Annotated in this window: 16 protein-coding genes; 11 read left to right on the top strand and 5 right to left on the bottom strand. The window is 50.9% G+C overall.

Annotation, left to right across the window (positions count from 1 at the left end):
• The first annotated feature begins 3 nt into the window (after positions 1-3).
• From ICL55_RS14915 to ICL55_RS14900, 5 genes are all read left to right on the top strand, one after another.
• Positions 4-339, top strand: coding sequence for a hypothetical protein (locus ICL55_RS14915; protein ID WP_188098599.1), 336 nt, complete (start codon positions 4-6; stop codon positions 337-339).
• A 21-nt stretch (positions 340-360) separates the two neighbouring features.
• Positions 361-1,056, top strand: a complete 696-nt coding sequence (locus ICL55_RS14910) for a DUF4304 domain-containing protein (RefSeq protein ID WP_188098597.1) — start codon at positions 361-363, stop codon at positions 1,054-1,056.
• A 93-nt stretch (positions 1,057-1,149) separates the two neighbouring features.
• Entirely contained in the window at positions 1,150-2,031 is an 882-nt protein-coding gene (locus tag ICL55_RS14905; RefSeq protein WP_223151460.1) for a hypothetical protein, read from the top strand.
• Positions 2,028-2,486: a hypothetical protein gene (locus ICL55_RS35080; RefSeq protein ID WP_223151459.1), complete on the top strand. Its 459-nt coding sequence runs from the start codon at positions 2,028-2,030 to the stop codon at positions 2,484-2,486. The genes ICL55_RS14905 and ICL55_RS35080 overlap by 4 nt, the downstream gene beginning before the upstream one ends.
• A 55-nt stretch (positions 2,487-2,541) precedes the next feature.
• Positions 2,542-4,062, top strand: a complete 1,521-nt coding sequence (locus tag ICL55_RS14900; protein WP_188098595.1) for an FAD-dependent oxidoreductase — start codon at positions 2,542-2,544, stop codon at positions 4,060-4,062.
• Here the strand turns inward: ICL55_RS14900 and ICL55_RS14895 are convergent.
• Positions 4,059-4,910 carry an alpha/beta hydrolase gene (locus ICL55_RS14895; RefSeq protein ID WP_188098593.1) on the bottom strand — a complete coding sequence of 284 codons (852 nt, stop codon included), beginning with the start codon at positions 4,908-4,910 and terminating at the stop codon, positions 4,059-4,061. The genes ICL55_RS14900 and ICL55_RS14895 overlap by 4 nt on opposite strands.
• A gap of 115 nt (positions 4,911-5,025) precedes the next feature.
• On the opposite strand from ICL55_RS14895, the gene ICL55_RS14890 reads away from it, so the two are divergent.
• The 6 genes from ICL55_RS14890 to ICL55_RS14865 all read left to right on the top strand — a co-directional run bounded on the left by ICL55_RS14890 (position 5,026) and on the right by ICL55_RS14865 (position 13,750).
• Positions 5,026-5,613, top strand: a complete 588-nt coding sequence (locus ICL55_RS14890) for an RNA polymerase sigma-70 factor (protein ID WP_188098590.1) — start codon at positions 5,026-5,028, stop codon at positions 5,611-5,613.
• An 81-nt stretch (positions 5,614-5,694) separates the two neighbouring features.
• The gene (locus tag ICL55_RS14885; protein ID WP_188098589.1) at positions 5,695-6,831 is read left to right on the top strand and encodes a FecR family protein; all 1,137 of its coding nucleotides are present in this window, start codon (positions 5,695-5,697) and stop codon (positions 6,829-6,831) included.
• Between the two features lie 94 nt (positions 6,832-6,925).
• Positions 6,926-10,237, top strand: coding sequence for a SusC/RagA family TonB-linked outer membrane protein (locus tag ICL55_RS14880; RefSeq protein WP_188098587.1), 3,312 nt, complete (start codon positions 6,926-6,928; stop codon positions 10,235-10,237).
• A gap of 12 nt (positions 10,238-10,249) precedes the next feature.
• Positions 10,250-11,683 (top strand): RagB/SusD family nutrient uptake outer membrane protein, encoded by a 1,434-nt coding sequence (locus tag ICL55_RS14875; protein ID WP_188098584.1) that lies wholly within the window; start codon positions 10,250-10,252, stop codon positions 11,681-11,683.
• A 20-nt stretch (positions 11,684-11,703) separates the two neighbouring features.
• Positions 11,704-13,164: a redoxin domain-containing protein gene (locus ICL55_RS14870; RefSeq protein ID WP_188098582.1), complete on the top strand. Its 1,461-nt coding sequence runs from the start codon at positions 11,704-11,706 to the stop codon at positions 13,162-13,164.
• 154 nt (positions 13,165-13,318) lie between these two features.
• The gene (locus tag ICL55_RS14865) at positions 13,319-13,750 is read left to right on the top strand and encodes an SRPBCC family protein (protein ID WP_188098579.1); all 432 of its coding nucleotides are present in this window, start codon (positions 13,319-13,321) and stop codon (positions 13,748-13,750) included.
• 1 nt (position 13,751) lies between these two features.
• Here ICL55_RS14865 and ICL55_RS14860 read toward each other — a convergent pair whose 3' ends face one another.
• The 4 genes from ICL55_RS14860 to ICL55_RS14845 all read right to left on the bottom strand — a co-directional run bounded on the left by ICL55_RS14860 (position 13,752) and on the right by ICL55_RS14845 (position 18,416).
• The gene (locus ICL55_RS14860; protein WP_188098577.1) at positions 13,752-14,624 is read right to left on the bottom strand and encodes a helix-turn-helix transcriptional regulator; all 873 of its coding nucleotides are present in this window, start codon (positions 14,622-14,624) and stop codon (positions 13,752-13,754) included.
• 9 nt (positions 14,625-14,633) lie between these two features.
• Positions 14,634-15,569 carry an SDR family NAD(P)-dependent oxidoreductase gene (locus ICL55_RS14855; protein WP_188098574.1) on the bottom strand — a complete coding sequence of 312 codons (936 nt, stop codon included), beginning with the start codon at positions 15,567-15,569 and terminating at the stop codon, positions 14,634-14,636.
• A gap of 142 nt (positions 15,570-15,711) precedes the next feature.
• Entirely contained in the window at positions 15,712-16,944 is a 1,233-nt protein-coding gene (locus ICL55_RS14850) for an alkaline phosphatase family protein (protein WP_188098572.1), read from the bottom strand.
• 11 nt (positions 16,945-16,955) lie between these two features.
• Entirely contained in the window at positions 16,956-18,416 is a 1,461-nt protein-coding gene (locus ICL55_RS14845; RefSeq protein WP_188098568.1) for a SusD/RagB family nutrient-binding outer membrane lipoprotein, read from the bottom strand.
• Positions 18,417-18,423: the final 7 nt, after the last annotated feature.

Here is an 18,423-nt window from a genome sequence, read left to right as displayed (position 1 = left end):
GCTATGAAGCAATTTAGTTTGCCGATATACAACAGATTTAAGAATGGTGATTTTATTGCACTTGAACTTTCAGCGTCAACAACCGGGAATAGAAGATGGATGGCGATTTATCATTATGTAGAAAACCCGGTTCAAAGAAATATACCTGCGCATAAATATTCTATTTATGATTTTGAAGTGAGTGAAGATAAGCTGGGGGACTATTTTAGCCCCGACGATATTACTCATCGCAAAAGATATTATGTAGATAGCGAGCAAGCGTTGTTTTTGAAACTGGGCGAATTGAATGTGGACCCGGCATTATTTACGTACCCGTGGAAATGCGACTACCCATTATAATGTTAGCAATCATTGATAACAATGGAAACAAACACCAGAGAGATATTTTTAACCGCCTGTGCGAAGATCGCGGAGCAATTGTCTGTATATGGTTTTAAACCCATGCAAAAAGCACAGACACTGAGAAAAACTACCCGCAATAAAAAAATATATTTCGATATACATTTTCAATCGAGTGTTAAAAACTGGAACGGCGGTATTACCCTCTGGCCTTATCTGAGCATCGCTTCGGGAGAATTAAAGAAGTGGCAGGTGCAGCAGCATCAGGATAAAGATGCTACCGGAACGATCTTCGCCACCCGCCTGGAAAACCTGACACCACTGAAGAATAAAAACCAGGACTGGAATATGGCCGTCAGTAATCAGGAAAACGTTATTCCTAAGTTATGTGAACTGATCATCACTTATGCGCTGCCGTTGTTCGATAAGTTTGAAGATACTGATCAGGTTGTGCAGGATATGGTTGCCAACGGTGTCGCTTTTAATGAACATTTTGATACCCGCCATCAGAACCTGCCTATAGACTTCCTTTGTTGCTTCGGTTCTCCGGAGCTGGCGCAGACGGCCTTTGATAATTACCTCCGGCAACAGAAACTAACGGCGGGGGCTAAACGTATCTACGATGAAATGGCTGCTCAGAAACTGCCGGTGAACAAAAACATTACCGATAGTACCATGCGGGCGGCTTACCGGAATCATCTAACAATAAACTCATAACAGCCGACAGCATATTGTCTGTCTTTATCTGCCTGAGGCCGTAACGGCCGCCGGGAAGGCATTGTTATTGTGTAACAGGTCAAAACGCCTGTTATGAAAATCCCCCTCTTGTTGATAGCCTGCGTTTGCTGTTTCAACCTGCCCCTTATCGCCCAGCACGAACATCATAATATGGGTCAGATGAAAGACAGTACCGGAAAAAAGGGCGGGATGGAGCATATGCAGATGCCCATGAGCCACGCCTTTTCACTGAACCTGCCCATGAACCGGAACGGCTCCGGCTCGTCCTGGCTGCCGGATGTCTCTCCCATGTATGGTTATATGTTCCACTCCCGCAAATGGATGTATATGGTACACGGTAATGTCTTTCTACGTTATACGTATCAGGATATCGGTCATAAGGGGGCAAGAGGCGGCGATCAATTCGATGCGCCCAACTGGTTCATGCTGATGGCGCAGCGAAGAGTGGGCAAAAAGGGACTATTCCACTATGAAGTGATGATTTCCTTTGACCGGCTCACCGAAGGTGGAGCGGGGTATCCGCTGTTGTTCCAGTCGGGCGAGAGCTGGAAAGGTCAGCCGTTGGTAGACCGGCAGCATCCGCACGATCTTTTCTCCGGATTGTCTGTTGGGTACTCCTATGCATTGTCAAAGTATGCTGATGTATATGCCAGTTTTGGTTATCCGGGAGAGCCGGCATTAGGCTCGGTGGCCTTTATGCACCGGCCGTCGGCCATGACCAACCCGGATGCCCCTGTCAGTCACCACTGGAACGACGGTACGCACATCACTTTCGGTGTGGCCACGCTGGGTGTCCGGCTATACGACTTTAAGCTGGAAGGCAGCGTGTTTACCGGAAGAGAGCCGGATGAAAACAGGTACAATTTTGATAAGATGAGATTTGACTCCTGGAGCGGAGGATTTCGTATAACCCTTCCCGTAACTGGGCATTGCAGGTGTCTCATGGGCGGGTGAAAAGTCCGGAACTCCTGCATCCGGAGGAAGATATTAATCGTACTACGGCATCTGCTATTTTCAGTCAGCCGCTGCAACAAAATAATCACCTGAATATAACCGGCCTCTGGGGATTGAATAAAATCGAAGGTCACCCGGGAGAAAACGCGGTGCTGCTGGAAGGGGCGCTGAATATGCGGCGGGTAGCGGTTTATACCCGGTATGAATGGGTACAAAAATCAACAGAAGAACTGAACCTTGATCCCGTACAGTATGGCGCGGATAAGTTGTTTACGGTCCATGCATTGACTGCCGGCGTTAGCTACGACCTGCTACGGGTAGCGCATACACGCTTGGCTGTAGGCGCCCAGGGCAGCGTGTTTTTTAATGAGCAAGCTTTGCACCGTTTGTACGGCTCCCATCCGTTGGCAGGAGAAGTGTATTTGAGAATATACCCCGACCTGATGAAGCCGTAATCATGACGCTTCCATGGCATAAAATTTAGTCTTATTTAAAAAAAACAGCAAGGTCATGATACAACGTGATGCACACACCATCAGCCTCTGGCAGGATTATGCCGGTGGTTATAACACCATCAACAAGGCTGATCCGGAAAAAACATATGATGTTATTATAGCCGGTGGAGGCATTACCGGCATTACTACCGCCTTTCTGTTGCAGGATGCCGGTAAGACCTGCCTGCTGGTGGAAGCCGTTAATCTGGGGTATGGTACGTCGGGTGGCACCACGGCGCATCTCAATACGCTGCTGGATGTGCCTTATGATACCATACAGCGCAATTTCGGGAAGAATGAGGCCAGGCTGGTGAAGGAAGCTTCGGCAGAGGCTATTCAATTAATTCAACATCATATTGACCGGTTTGATATCCGGTGTGGATTTGAATACGCAGATGCGTATATGTTTGCCCAAACGGAGCGGGAAGTGGCGGCGTTGAAAGACATAGCGGAGGCTACATTAATGACGGGACTGGATGTGTCAGGTGCGGCTAAGATACCGGTGCCGATTGCCTATAAGAAAGCCATCAAAGTGGGCGGCCAGGCGAAATTCAGTCCCCTGCCGTATATACAACGGCTGGCTACTGCCTTTGAGCATATTGGTGGCACTATTTTGCAGCAATGCCGGGTAACGGCGGTGCAGGATAATGACCCTATTTTGGTGATCACCACGCAGGGGTCATTTCATTGCCGGCAGTTCGTATATGCTACGCATATCCCGCCGGGGGTGAACCTGCTGCACCTGCGCTGTGTGCCTTACCGCAGCTATGTGATCGCCGCCACGCTGGCGGATAACAATTATCCGGAAGACCTGAGTTATGATATGCAGCATCCTTTTCACTACTACCGGACACAGGTGATGGATGGCCAGCCGTATCTGATAGCCGGAGGAGAAGATCACCAGACGGGGCATCAGGGAAATACGGAGACCTGCTTCCGTAAGCTGGAAGCCCATCTCCGGGAATCATTTCAGATAGCAGATATCCGTTACCGATGGTCATCGCAATATTATGAACCGGCAGATGGTTTACCTTATATCGGCCGGTTACCGGGACAAGTGGGTGAAATATACGTTGCCACCGGATTTGGCGGCAACGGGATGGTATTGGGCACAGCAGCGGGGTTACTGCTAAAGCGCTTGTTGTTAGGGCTTCACAGTGAATACATCAAATTGTTTGATCCCAGCCGGATCAAGCCGGTAGCGGGATTCAGCACTTTTGTGCCACATAATGCCGATGTGGTGAAACAGTTGGTCGGTCGGCTGCTACCGGCAGAAAAGCTGGAGCAGCTCGCAGGGCTGGCGCCGGGAGAGGGTAAAGTGGTTAATTACGATGGGTCGAAGATAGCGCTGTACAAAGATGAACAAGGAGCGTTGCACGCTGTAGATCCTGTTTGCACGCATCTGGGTTGTGAAGTTCATTGGAACCAGGCAGAAAAATCGTGGGACTGCCCCTGCCACGGGGCCCGCTACGGCATTGATGGACAGGTATTGAACCCTCCGACAGGCAGAGGGCTGGACCCGCATGATATCCGTTAAATGATCTGCCTGTCTGTTAAAAACAGATGAATGGCGTGGGCTACGCCCGCGGGATTTTCTTCAGGTGTAAAATGCCCGCTGTCATCGATGATGGCTCCTGTCACCTCCTGACAACCGCTTTTTCGAAGACCTTCTATATAGGAGGAAAATTCGCCAGGTTCTTTATGGCCGCGGAGGTACAATACCGGAACCGCTACGGGATGAACGGGCGCCAGCTCTTTTTCGTCTTCCGAAAATGCCCGGTACCAGCCGAGGCTTGTGTTCAGCGCGGACGCTTTCCTATACAGGTCCACGTACTGTTGCCTTTTTTCAGGCGTAATGGCCGCCTTGTTGTAAGCCAGCGTATCATAGAAATAGTGGCACAAAGGCGATTCATGACCAGCTATCATCGCTTCGGGCAAATGAGGCACGGCGAAGAAAGCAAAGTGCCAGATATAGGGATTTCGTTTGACTTCTTCCCAGGGCATGACGCCGGGAACAGCAGTACTCATGATCACAGCAGCAGAAAGCAGGTGTGGAAAATGGCGAAGCAGGGAGAAGGTGATCATACCGCCTATGTCATGTCCGGCCACAACCACGCGGGAAAGTCCCAGTGAGGTGATAACGGCGGCTATGTGGGCAGCAATCGCCTTTTTGGAATAGTTGCCGATGTCTGCTGAATCGCCAATACCCGGGAGGTCCACTGCCAACACATAGTAGTCTGCCGACAGCAGTTGCATCACTGCTTCAAATGCAGACCATGATTGTGGATAGCCGTGCAGAAACAAAATAGCGTTGGTCGATTTTTTTCCGGCCGCCACTACCTGCATACGCCGGCCATTGATCATGATATCCAGATGCTCAAACATAGCAATAGCTTTGGTGGAACTGGTGACAAAATTTAAGCCGTCGTCCTGCCCATTGTTGACGGCACGTGGATAATTAGCGCTCTTTTTTTATTTTAGTGCCCGAAAAAGAAATAATTTGATAAGGAGTGATGCCTATAGTGACCTTGAGCTGATAAGCCTGCTGAAGAGGGGAGAGGTGGCAGCCTTTGATCTGCTGTACTCCCGCCATTGGTCGGGTATGTATCAGGCCGCTTTTTACCTGCTGCGTGACCAGAACGCCTGTATGGACATCGTTCAGGATATTTTCGCCTGGCTGTGGGAGAAGCGGGAGCAGCTGGATATACAGGCCGTTCCTTCCTATCTGCGGAGTGCCGTTCGGTTTAAAGTAGCCAACTATATCCGTTCCGGTAAGATCCGGGATGAGTTTTATACGGAGCTGTCTGGCCTGTCGCTGCCGGAAACGCCCGGCCCGCAGGACTTTCTGGAGTTGGATGATCTGAAAACAATCATCACACAGGTGGTGAACAACCTGCCTGAAAAATGCCGGGAGATTTTTCTCCTGAGCCGTGATGGCCAACTGACGAATCAACAGATAGCTGATTTATTGAATATTTCCATCAAAACTGTCGAAGCGCAAAAGACCATCGCGCTGAAGCGCATCCGGGCAGCCGTGGACCCTCACCTGCTCGCCTTGTTACTACTTCCCATCGTGACCTGTCATTAATTTTGCCCGTCTCAAAAAAAAATTGAGTTGTTTTTAAGGGTGTGTGTTTTTGCAAGTGCCTATGTATAGGATAGGCTACATATGAGAAAAGAGGAAGCCATATTATTAGCGGAAAAAGTTGCCTCCGGTACGGCCACCGATGCGGAGATGATGCAATACAACCGGTTGTTCAGCGCTTTTCAGCAGCAGGGTGACTGGGATGAGCAGGTATTGGGCAACAAACAGCAGCTGGAGGAAGTGATCCGTCAGCGGTTGCAGCCTGTGCTGCGCCGTCGGCGTTCCGGTAAAATAGTGTACCGGTACAGATGGGCCGCAGCAGCTGTTGTAGCGCTGTTGTTGGGCAGCGGGTATTATTTTTTACAAACGCAGCCACCGCCACGCCTGCAGCCGCAGGCAGTCCGCTTCCGCAATGACGTTCCGGCGCCCGTCGGAAATCATGCCGTGCTCACACTCGGCAACGGTCAGCAGATACAGCTGGACAGCGCCGGTAATGGCACGCTCGCGGTACAGGGACAGGTACAGGTATCCAAAAATGCCAACGGCCAGATTGTCTACGCTGGTACGGACACGAACGGCAGCCTTAACACCTTACAGCTGCCAGCAGGCAGCAAACCACTCGCCGTGATCATGGCGGACGGTACCAAAGTATGGATGGACGCCGGTGCTGTACTGACCTATCCCACTGCTTTTCATGGCGGCAAAAGAGAGGTGTTTGTATCCGGACAGGCTTATTTTGAAGTGGCCCGGAACAGTCACCAGCCTTTCATCGTCACCTCCACTACCAATAACGCTACGATCGATGTATTGGGGACCACCTTTAATGTGCGTGCTTTCCGTGATGGCAGCAATATGCAGGTGACCCTGCTCAGCGGCGCGGTGAAAGTGAATAGCGGCAATGCCTCGCAGCTGCTGCATCCGGGAGAGCAGCTGGCGGTGAATACAAAAGGCGCGATGCAGGTGACTGCCGGCGCAGACATGGAACAGGCCACTGCCTGGAAGAACGGACTGTTTTATTTTAATGGTGCTGATATCACCGCCATCATGTCAGAACTACAACGATATTATGATATAGACGTCGTCTATCAGGCAGATGTCAAAGATGCTTTTGTTGCTAAAATTCCGAGGGATGTTCCGGTATCCCGACTACTGAACCTGCTGGAGATGACCAATCTCGTGCATTTCAAAATTGAAGGACGGAAAGTAACCGTAATAAAGTAGATCATACACCAGTCCTTTTGTACTGTCCTGTAAGACCGGCCATCTTACAGGGTGGGAGTGTATTTTATTGTTTACCAAAAATCAACCAAACGATATGCTTGTCAGAAAGCTAATCAAAACGCTATGCCTTTCGGGAGCTAATTATTACAGGGGATGCCTGCTGGCTGCCTGTCTGCTGATGACGACAACGCTGTTTGCACAGAAAGTGACCATCAACATGAAATCCGGTCCGCTGGAAAAAGCATTCCGGGAAATCGAAAAACAAACAGGATACAGCTTTATCTATGGAAAAAACCAGCTCAGTCAGGCAGCTCCTGTCAGTATCGCCGTAGAAAATCAGGAGTTGAATGACGTGCTGAAAATGCTTTTCAATAACCAACCATTCACGTATTCGCTGTCGGGCAAATTTATTGCCATTCGCCTGAAGAGCGCGCCAGCCAACGAGTCCGGAGCAGCGGAAGGGGGGATTACTATCCGTGGCAGGGTCACGGATGTGAAAGGAAACCCGCTTCCGGCTGTATCTGTGGTAGTACCGGGTACGCCTTTCGGCGCCATGACCAACGACAACGGCGACTATGTCATCAACCGGGTGCCTGTGAACGCAGTGCTGGTGGTGTCTTATCTCTCTTATGAAGCACAACAGATTGCGGTCAACGGTCGTACTACGCTCAACGTCGTATTAAGTGAACAGCTGAAATCCCTCGATGAAGCAGTGGTGATCGGTTATGGTACCACCACCCGGCGAATGAATACCGGCGCTGTCAGCAGTATCACTGCCAAAGACATGGAGAGCCAGCCGGTGTCTAACCCGCTGGCAGCGTTGCCGGGCCGTATTCCCGGTGTGCAGATCACGCAGCAGAACGGTCTGCCGGGCAGCGCTGCCGTAGTGCAGATCCGCGGCCAGGGCTCCATGAGCTCCGGCACCTTGCCGTTGTACGTCATTGATGGCGTACCCTATACCAACTTCAACGGTTCTTATCCCCCGTCTGACAACCTCAACTCCCTCGGGACCACCGGCGCTAACGGTGGTATCAGCCCTTTCAGTATGATCAACCCCGATGATATTGAAAGGATGGACATCCTCAAAGATGCGGACGCTACGGCCATCTACGGCGCCAGAGGCGCCAACGGCGTTATCCTCATCACCACTAAAAAAGGGAAGTCAGGAAAAACAAAAGCTAACGTAAACGTATACACGGGATCTGGGAAAATCGGCCATTTTATTCCCATGATGAATACGCAGCAATACCTCGATCTGAGAAGAGAAGCGTTCAAAAACGACGGCGTTACACCCAACTCCGTGAATGCGCCGGAGCTGACGGTATGGGACCAGCACGCATATACCGACTGGCAGCGTTTCCTCGCCGGTGGCACGGCGCGCTCCACCGACGCACAGGCGTCCGTTTCCGGTGGAGAAGGAAAAACACACTTCCTCTTCAGCGGCGGCTATCACAAAGAAACAACGGTATATCCCGGCGACTTCAACAGCCAGCGTTTCACCGGCCGCCTGTCTGTGGACCATCGCTCAGCTAATGACAAATTCTATGCTGCTATTACAGCTAACTATTCCAATGATAAAACCGTACTGCCAGGGTCAGACCTTATTTCGATGTACAACCTGCCCCCCAACATGCCTTTGTATGACAATGCCGGTAAACTGTTGTGGTCCAGTGGTTTCAGCAATCCGGTGGCGTTGATGCAACGCCGTTATACCAGCAATACCGGTAATCTGATGACGAACGCCAGCCTGCGTTATTCCATCATCAAAGACCTGAATTTTAAGCTGAGCCTCGGCTATACGAATACTACGCTGGACCAGGTGAATCCACTGCCGGCATCTACACAGAACCCGCTTAATAATCCCCAGTCGTCCGCTACGTTTGCGAATACACGATCACAGAACTATATCGCTGAACCGACGCTCGACTATACGATGGAAGGAAAGCAGGGACGGCTCAATCTGATGGTGGGCGGTACTTATCAGCGTAGCCTCTCTACCGGCCAAAGCATCGATGGCCGTAACTACAGCAGCGAAGGGCTGCTGGGCTCTCTGGTTGGCGCAGGCACCATGGTGTTGAATTCCAGTTCTTATTTCGATTATCGTTTTGCCTCCTTGTTTGGCCGTATTAACTACGATTATCAAAGGAAGTATCTGTTGAACGTCACTTTCCGCCGCGATGCTTCTTCCCGCTTCGGGCCCGACTATGCCATGGGCAATTTTGGCGCGGTAGGCGCCGCATGGCTGTTCTCCGAAGAACCCTTTGCGCAGGACAACCTGCCCTGGCTGAATTTCGGTAAGCTGCGCGCCAGCTTCGGTACCACCGGTAACGATCAGATCTCTAACTATATTTATTTGCCACTGTTATCGTCCGCAGGCACTTATCAGGGCAACGCTGCCCTGGCCCGCGGCACGCTGCCTAATCCGGGCATCAAATGGGAAACAACCCGTAAGCTGGAGTTTGGGCTGGAGCTGGGTTTCCTGCAAGACAGGATTAAATTCTCCGGAGATTATTACCGGAACCGGTCCACCGATCAGTTGCTGTCTGCCGCACTGCCTACGCAGTCAGGCTATAACAGCTACACCGTGAATATGCCTGCGCTGGTACAGAACAGCGGCGTGGAGCTGGAACTGACTACCCTCAATCTGAAAGCTTCGAATTTCGGATGGACAACAGCTTTCAACGTGACCTTTTACCGTAATAAACTGGTGGACTTCCCCGGTATTGAAAAATCTTTTTATGCCAGTAGTTATTTGATCGGTCAACCGATAGATGTTGTCAGAAAGTATCTCTATACCGGCTATGATCCTAAAACGGGCGTCCCGCAATATGCAGATCTGAACAACGATGGTTCGATCGATTTTAATAATGACCGCCAGGTCATTCCTCCGGGCAACCCTTATTTCGGCGGCATCAATAATACCATCTCCTATAAAAACTGGGACGTTAGTTTCTTTTTACAGTTCCACCACCGTAAGGGCAGTACCAACAACATCAGTACGCCGATAGGCAGCAGCAGAAGCAATCAGAACACTTCCGTGCTCGACAGATGGCGGCAGCCCGGCGATATCGCTGCTTATCCTGCTGCCAGCACTACACCCGGCACGCCTGTCTATCTCGGCTATACGCAATATGGCAGCGCTACTGCTTTATGGGGAGATGCGAGCTATCTGAAGTTACGCTCTGCTTCCCTCAGTTATTCTTTCCCTAAGATGTGGCTGAAGAAAGCGAACATCGCCAACCTGAAAGTATATGCAGAAGGACAGAATCTCTTCACCTGGATGAAAAACAAATACCTGTACGATCCGGAGACCAGCGTTCCCGGCGGCCCTCCGGGCCTGGGTACCGGTATGATCGCCATGCCGCCGTTGAGAACTATTGTGTTTGGTGTTAACTGTTCATTCTAAAATCTGATTGTTATGTTGTCTTCTACTATTCATAAAAAAGTGATGTTGTCGCTACTACTGGCGGGCAGTGTTTTGTCTTCCTGCCGAAAGCTGGTGGAAATTGGTCCGCCTACCACCCAGGTAGGACTTGACCAGGCCTTTGCTGCTGAAGCTACGGCTACCAGTGCCGTGCTGGGTATTTATAACACTTCTGCGATACGGGATTTGTTGTTTCCCTTAGCTGAACTGCCGGGCCTTTCTGCCAACGAGTTGCAGAACAATGTTTCCAGTCCGTCGTACGATGAGTTTAAAACCAACAACATTGCGGTAACTAACGGGCTTGCCAATACTACGTTGTGGGGTTACAGTTATACCACGATAGCGCAGGCCAATGCCATGATGGAAGGGATCGGCCGCAGCACAACACTTTCTCCTGCCGTCAAAAATCAGTTGTTGGGAGAAACGAAAGTGTGGAGAGCTTTTATATATGGCTATCTCGTGAACATGTTCGGCGACGTGCCCATGCCGCTGAAAGATGATCCGTTGAGCAATGCTACCTTACCACGGACGGCCGCTTCGCAGGTATGGGCGCAGATCATCACCGATCTGACAGAAGCGCAGGGATTGCTCACCGATGCTTATCCGGCTACGCTGCGAACAAGGATCAACCGGCAGACGGCCAACGCGCTGCTGGCGCGGGCCTATCTGTACCAGAAAGACTGGGCCAAAGCAGAAGCCGCGGCCAATGCGGTGATCAACTCCGGGATATATAGCCTGAATAAAGACCTGAATACCACTTTCGGCAATACCAGCAATGAAGTGATCTGGCAGCTGGCCACATTGACCGGTATTTCCACGTATACTACCAACCGTGATGCCAACGGTGGCAGCTATGCCGCTGCGCCAGGCAGCATTCCGGCTGTAACGCTGACGGATACACTGTATAATTCCCTGGAGTCGGGAGACAAGCGCAAAACCAGCTGGGTGGCCGCTACAGACATCGGCGGACAGAATTATAAAGTGATCACCAAATACAAAATGAGGGTACTGGCCACCGGCGCTACTATGGGCAACGAGTTTAACGTGATGCTGCGACTGGCGGAACAATACCTGATCCGCGCAGAAGCACGGGCGCAGCTGGGCAATCTCACCGGCGCTATGGAGGATGTAAACACCATTAGGGACAAAGCTGGTCTCCCTGGCCTGGACAACAGCATCACACCGGCCAATCTGTTACTCGCTATAGAAAAAGAAAGAAAGGCAGAACTGTTTGGCGAATGGGGGCATCGCTGGTTTGACCTGAAGCGTACACCCGCCATTTCCGGTGGCGGTAAAACCCGCGCTGATGAGGTGATTGGCGGCATGAGGCCTGCTACGTGGACCAGTACCGATGTGTTGTACCCCATACCGGATGCGCAACGCGTGGCCAACCCTGCACTGACGCAAAATCCAGGATATAACAATTAACATAAAACCAACCCTGTTATATGAAGAAAGTATTCCCAATCGTGCTCGGTGGCTGCCTGCTGGCCGCCGGCCAGTCAAGCGGTCAGGCGCAGATAAGCCCCGACTCGCTGACGCGCTACTATAGCCGCCTTGCCAAAGGCGACGATGCAGAGAAAGCACTGCTGTCAAACAAAATGTATGCATTGACCAAAAGCAAAAAAGAAGCCGACTGGCTCACCGCCGCCCGTTTCTTCTACCAGCTGAAGAAAAATAACGTCGGTGATTCCATTCAACAGGTAGCTGCTGAACATTTTCCCACTGGCTTTGCTGCCCGTAACAACGCGGTGCAGGTCATCTATCATGAAACCGACCCGGTGAAGAAAGAAGCACTTTATAAAGCATGGCTCAAAAAGTTCCCGCGGGATAAACAGAACAAGGACGCGATCATCTATGACTACGCCACCAGCAGCGTTGGTACTGCCTATGCGCAGGCCGACAATCTGCCTAAAGCGCTGGAATATGCCGACCTCATTGTATCGCCCTTCTGGAAAGGACAGGGGTGGGTCGGTACCGCAGAGCGGATTCTCAAACATGGTCATACCGCTGAAGGAAAAATGCTGTATAAAAAAGCCATTGAAGATGCCTATGAATTCAGGACTACCCGTAAAAACGAGGAAGGTGCAGCATTTGCGGCCATGGGCTATCCTGGTTATCTCAGCTCCTATGCGCTGCTGTTGTTCAATGACAAAGAGTATGATACTGCATTGGTGTACCTGAAACGCGCCGAACAAGCAGAAACACCGGTGCGCCCGCAGGTGAATGAAATGTACGCCAAAGTGCTGCTTGCCAAAGGCGAGTACCAGCAGGCTTTCGCACGTCTCAGCGAGGTAGCTGCACAAGGCCGACTGAATGCGGACAACAGAGGGATACTGGCGGAAGCTTACGCCAAAGTGCGCGGCGACAATCGGCTGGAGCAATACATCGATTCCCTGAAAGGTGGCCTCGATGATAAGATGAAGGAAGAATTTGCCAAACAGATCATCAAAGAACCGGCGCCCGGATTCACACTGAAAGATGCAGATGGTAATACCGTGTCACTGTCTGACTACAAAGGAAAGACCGTGGTGCTCGACTTCTGGGCCACCTGGTGCGGTCCCTGCAAAGCTTCCTTCCCTGCGATGAAAAAAGCGATGGAGAAATACAAAAATGATCCAAACGTGAAGTTCCTGTTCGTACACACGTGGGAGAAAGAAGAGAACGCCACCGCCAGTGCTAAAAAGTTTATCACCGGCAATGGTTATCCTTTTCAGGTGCTGATGGACCTGAAAGATTCCGCTACCGGTATCAACAAAGTGGTGGACAGCTATAAGGTGCAGGGCATCCCCACGAAGTTCGTGATTGACGGGAAAGGCAATATCCGTTTCCGCTTCACCGGATTTAGCGGAGGAGATGACGCGGCCGTTGCGGAAGTATCCGCCATGGTAACGCTGGCCAATCAGTGATTTTTGATGATGCAATAGTAGCCTGCCTACGAAAGGCCCGGGATTTCCCGGGCCTTTGTTGTATGTCCCAATCGCCCCGCAAGAATGTCTCTTTTGTGCCTCCCGTAAGCAACAACAAGCAGTTAAATTTGTTATTCAACAAAAAACCATCATCATGGTCAATATTTGGCACAGATTAGTGATTAAAGTTGCTCCGGAAGAAGTTTACAAGGCCCTTTCCACACAAACAGGACTGGCCGGATGGTGGACACCGGACACCATTGCAAAACCTGAGATCGGCAGCATTGCCCGTTTTGCTTTCGGAGACTATTTTAAAGAGATGAAAGTGACTGCGCTGCAGCCTTCCAAACAAGTGAAGTGGGAGTGCCGGAAGGCGGTAGATGAATGGGTCGGGACCACCATTACCTTCGACCTGGAACCGCATAAGGACGGTACTACGTTGTTCTTTCATCACGATGGATGGAAAGACTATTCACCTACCTATGCTGTTTGCACCTATGACTGGGCCATGTTTTTAAGAAGCCTGAAAAAGTTGTGTCAAACGGGAAAGGGCGCACCTTATCCGGACCAGAGCAGGTTTGAATAACCTATTGATGGGTTCCCCGGAAATCATGGGGACTTTGTCCGCTCATTTTACGAAAGAAGACGGTGAAGTTGGAAGGATGTCCAAAGCCAAGGCAGTACGCGATCTCACCAATACTCCAACTGGTAACGCGTAGTAGGGTTTGGGCTTCCTTCAGGAGGTGGTCGGCGATGACCTGCGTAGTGGTTTTGCCGGTAACCGTCTTCACTGCTCTGTTCAGGTAGTTCACGTGTATGGACAGTTGTGTGGCAAAAGCTGCCGCCGTTTTCAGTTGTACCTGCTCATGTACGGTGGTAATGGCGCATTGTTTGGCCAGCAATTCCAGGAACAGCGTGGTGATCCTGTGGGCGGAGTTTTGCGGTTGCCAGGTAGTGGGAGGCGTTATCTTCATCGCTTCATGATACAGCAACTGGATATAGTTCCTGATCACCTCGTTCTTTTGTTGATAGTCTCCTTCCTGCTCTTTGATCATCATCTGAAAGATGAATGTTAATTTCTCCGCAATCGTTTCATCCGGAGGCAGCACATGATCGCCACGGACGTTGAAGACAGGAGATGCTGCCAGATTATATACAAACGAATCGGTAAACAAACAGAAGTAGTAACGCAGCTTGTCAGACCGGCGCTCCCAGGAGTAAGGGATCATCGGGTTACTGAAAATAATGGCTTTGTCCTTTACCGTAATGCTTCGATCAGCATAGGTAATTCCGATCTCACCTTCCAGTATCAGGGTGATTTTGTAATAGTTACGCCGGATAAAAGGAGAAGGAAGGTCCGGGTGATCATCTCCCACATAAAATGCATAATACTCCTGTAGGTTGGAGTACGGCTGGTTCCTTCTGGTGAAAAACTGTTCGATCTGTTCGACTGACTTCATGTACCTAAGTTACGAAAATCTGACACCTGTGACGCGCTGGCTCAGTTGCCACAGGACAGTCGCCTGTACGGGATCAAGCGCATACGGTCGGACGCCGTATGGTACGGTAACGTCGGCGGGCACACGTTCGGAGATGTTGCAGTTTTCGCAATATACCCCACCGATATCGGCCAGTTGAGAACTAAGCCCACACCAGACGAGCGTAGCGGCGCCTTGTTGCGGTGTCTTAAACGTTTTGATGGGCTGCGCCCAGGTACGGTATTCGTCCGGACTCATATACCGGAACACATCCGTTTGGACCGCCCCGGGGTGTACCGCATAAGCCCTGATGCCATATTGCTGCCCGATACGGTCCAGCTCCACGGTAAACAGCACATTGGCCGTTTTGGATTGTCCATAAGCTTTTCTCGTATCAAAAGGTTGCTTTTCAAAGTTGATATCATCGGGTTGCAACGCCATATGCCGATGCCCGATAGAAGCGGTGTTGATCACCCTGGCCCTGCCAGCTTGTTTCAACGCCGGCCATAGTCTGCCGGTCAACTGAAAGTGGCCCAGGTGATTGACCCCAAACTGTAGTTCATACCCCCGCTTGTCTGTTTGAAAAGATGGTACATTGAACAATCCTGCATTGTTGAACAGATAATCGAGTTTGTTATGTTCTGCCAGCAACTGCGCTGCAAAGTTGTCTACGCTATCAGGATCAGATAAATCCAACGGGATAAAGGAAACATTTGGAAGCTGTTGCAGTACCGCTGCGGCTTTACCGGCATCTCTCGCACCGACGATCACCTGCGCTCCCGCTTCGGCGAATACCCTGGCTATTTCCAGTCCGATGCCGGAGTTGCCGCCGGTAACGACCGCTGTTTTCCCGTTTAAATGATGTCCGGAGGCGACTTCCGTGGCAGTGCTTTCTGCGTTGAAGGGGGAATTGATAGGTTGTTGCATGGTTTCCTGTAAGGTTTGCATCACAAAATTAGCACCTGGGGAGACGGGAAAATTATGGGAATCAAACCAATGCTTATGCGAAACAGGAAGGCGCAAAAAAACAACGGGCGCCTATCATGGCGCCCGTTGCTGAAAATATGGATCACAGTTTTCCTACCCATCGGTTGACCGTATTATCCGGTCCTTCCATCACGACTTTATAAAATCCGGAGGGCATGTCTTTCACACTGATGGTGGCATGTTCCTGCTGTAGCGGTACTTCGCCGAGCAATTTATAGGTGTCCTGGCCACCGGTTTTGAAATGGTTGGTGGTGGTCACCCATACTTTCACGTTGCCTTTCTTCTCGCGGGCTTTCCAGGTCAGATGCAGCGAGCCATTGTCCAGTGTGGCGCCTGGCTGTGTCAGCGATACTTTGCCTGTCAGGGGCGCGCCATCGAGTTCGCGGGCGTCCGGCTGGGGAATATTAATCTGCAGGAAGCGGGCCATTGTAGGCAGGATGTCCACAATACCGGGTTGACCGGTCTTGAAGTAGTCGTTCAGGCCTTTGGCATTGGTGAACATCCAGGTGGTGCGCTCGCGGTCCGACTGGCCACCGTGGCCTTTCCCGTTGCTGGCGGTGCGACCATGGTCTGTGGTGATGAACAGCTGCCACTCTTCGCCGAAGTTTTTGCGGCGGTATTCGAGTGCGTTCCAGATGCGGCCAATCTGATCATCCATCATGTTGACGGCGGCATAGAACTTTTCACTGTCGCCATAACGGTGCCCCATGTCGTCGGTGTATTCGAGGTATACCCATGTGAGGTCCGGCGCTTGTTTACGGATGTAATCGGCGGCGCTGTCTACCACGGCTTCATCGATCAGGTGCATGTACCAGCTGTCTTTATCATGCGGGAAGCGGGCGGTATCTTTCTCCAGGCCGTCTACATGGTAGTCAATTTTCAGGTTACCGGTTTGTGGCAGGCCGTCGCCCACCAGTTTGGTGCGGTTATCGAGCCAGGAGGAGAAGACAGCCGTTTTCTTTTGCGGGTATGCCTGCCTGAAAAAGCGGAAAATACTGCCGTAGCTGTAGTTCTGTGCGGCGATATCATTATCCCACACATTGTGTTTGTTGACCCAGGTACCGGTAAGCAGGCTGTTATAGCCTACTGCCGAGATGGTGGGTGTCTGGGAGTAACCGTCTTTCTCTCCGCCTACATAGGCGCGGGTGTAACCGCCCACTTTGGCGATCTCACGCAGATGCGGCGTTGGCTGTTTTTCGATAACGTCCGCCGGGATACCATCTACAATAATAAACAGGGCTTTCTTTTTCTGTGCCTGTACCATCAGGGTGGTGCAGGAGAAAGTAACGATGGAAAAGATAAATGCTTTTAACATGGATCACATTTTTATTCTTTTACGAGCAGCCACATGACGCCGTTGATGTTGTCGCCCTGCGGATATTGCCGGGTGATGGCATCGCTCACGTGCTGTCTGTTGAGGTTCAGCTCTGGTTCAGGATACATCCAGCGTTTGGGTACTTTTTTATTGTTCAGCACCCCGTTGCCGGAAACATCGAATACCGGCAGTCCTGTACGACGTTGTTCATAGAACACCTGCCAGCCGGAATTCATAAAGAAACCGATATATTTCTGATTAAAGATACCTTCCAGCTCTTTTCCGGGTACCAGTTGCACAGATGGCTGTGCAAGATACGCCGTGATATCTGCCGGTGCTATTTTACAAAATTCCATGGATGCCTGTATTCCTTTTTTATAATAATCGGCGGCATTGCCGCTGATCCAGCCACGCACCACGGCTTCGGCCAGCACAAACTGAAGCTCTGCATATCCCAGTACTACGCTGGGCTCATTAACAGGGTCGTTGTAGTAACGTTTGGCTATTTTGGATACTTCACCGTTCACGACGCGGCTGTTGTTTTCGTCGATGGTGGCGCTGCCTTTGGCTCCGCCGTAGGCGTTGAAATCATTGTCCGGCAGTCCGGCATATTTGGTGGCTTTCTGCGCAAAACGGAATAACCGGGGATCCTGGTACTGTTTCAACAGGTCCACAAAATTCTCTTCCAGATAGAAGGCTGTTTGCATACTGTTGTTGTTATAATACGGATAACGGTTGTCCTGCAAATCGGCAAACACCAGCTGTCCGTTGTCAGCGCTGCTGCCCAGCAGCGGATATTTGGACGGATTGTTCACAATTTCGGCAAAACGTTCCTTTACTTTCAGCTTGACGTTGCCCTCTTTCTGCGACAGGCTCATTAATACCCGCAGGGAGAAACTGTTGATCAGGCGCTTCCATTGTTCTTTTTTCCCACCGTAAATAACATCGCCCCGGATCTCCCCGTCTGCTGCGGCCAGTTGATCGCCGGCAGCTTTGAGGTCATTGAGGATGTTGAGGAAGATGTCTTCCTGACGGTCATACACGGGGGTAAACATCTCTGAAGACCCTTTCAGCGCTTCACTGTAAGGGATATCGCCGAAGGCCAGTGTCAGTTTCATAAAAAACCAGGCGCGGAAGAACTTGCCCAGCGCCAGATAAACGGGCTGGTTGATGCGGGTAGCTTCTTCTTCCATCTTCACTACCTGACGGAGGCTGCCAAACTCGCCAAAGCCGGACCGTTGCCAGTTGTAATACTGGTAGGAATCTATCCCGTCGGTATTGACCAGGTAGCGGGAGGCAAAGGCGGCCGAGGTGCTGATGTCATTGAAGGCGGTGGTTTCAATGTTGGTCAACAGCAGTTCTGGTGTGGCCTGGGTGGGTTTGTTCGGGTCTGTCTGGAAGTACTCAAACTTCTTGCAACTGCTGAAAGCCGTTGCCAGCAAACAAAATATGATAATTGATGATGTACGCATGATGCAG

The organism is Chitinophaga varians (genome assembly GCF_014529945.1).
Taxonomy (GTDB): Bacteria; Bacteroidota; Bacteroidia; order Chitinophagales; family Chitinophagaceae; genus Chitinophaga; species Chitinophaga varians.
The sequence above is the reverse complement of the archived record's forward strand: the minus strand, read 5'-3'. Positions and strand labels throughout refer to the sequence as shown.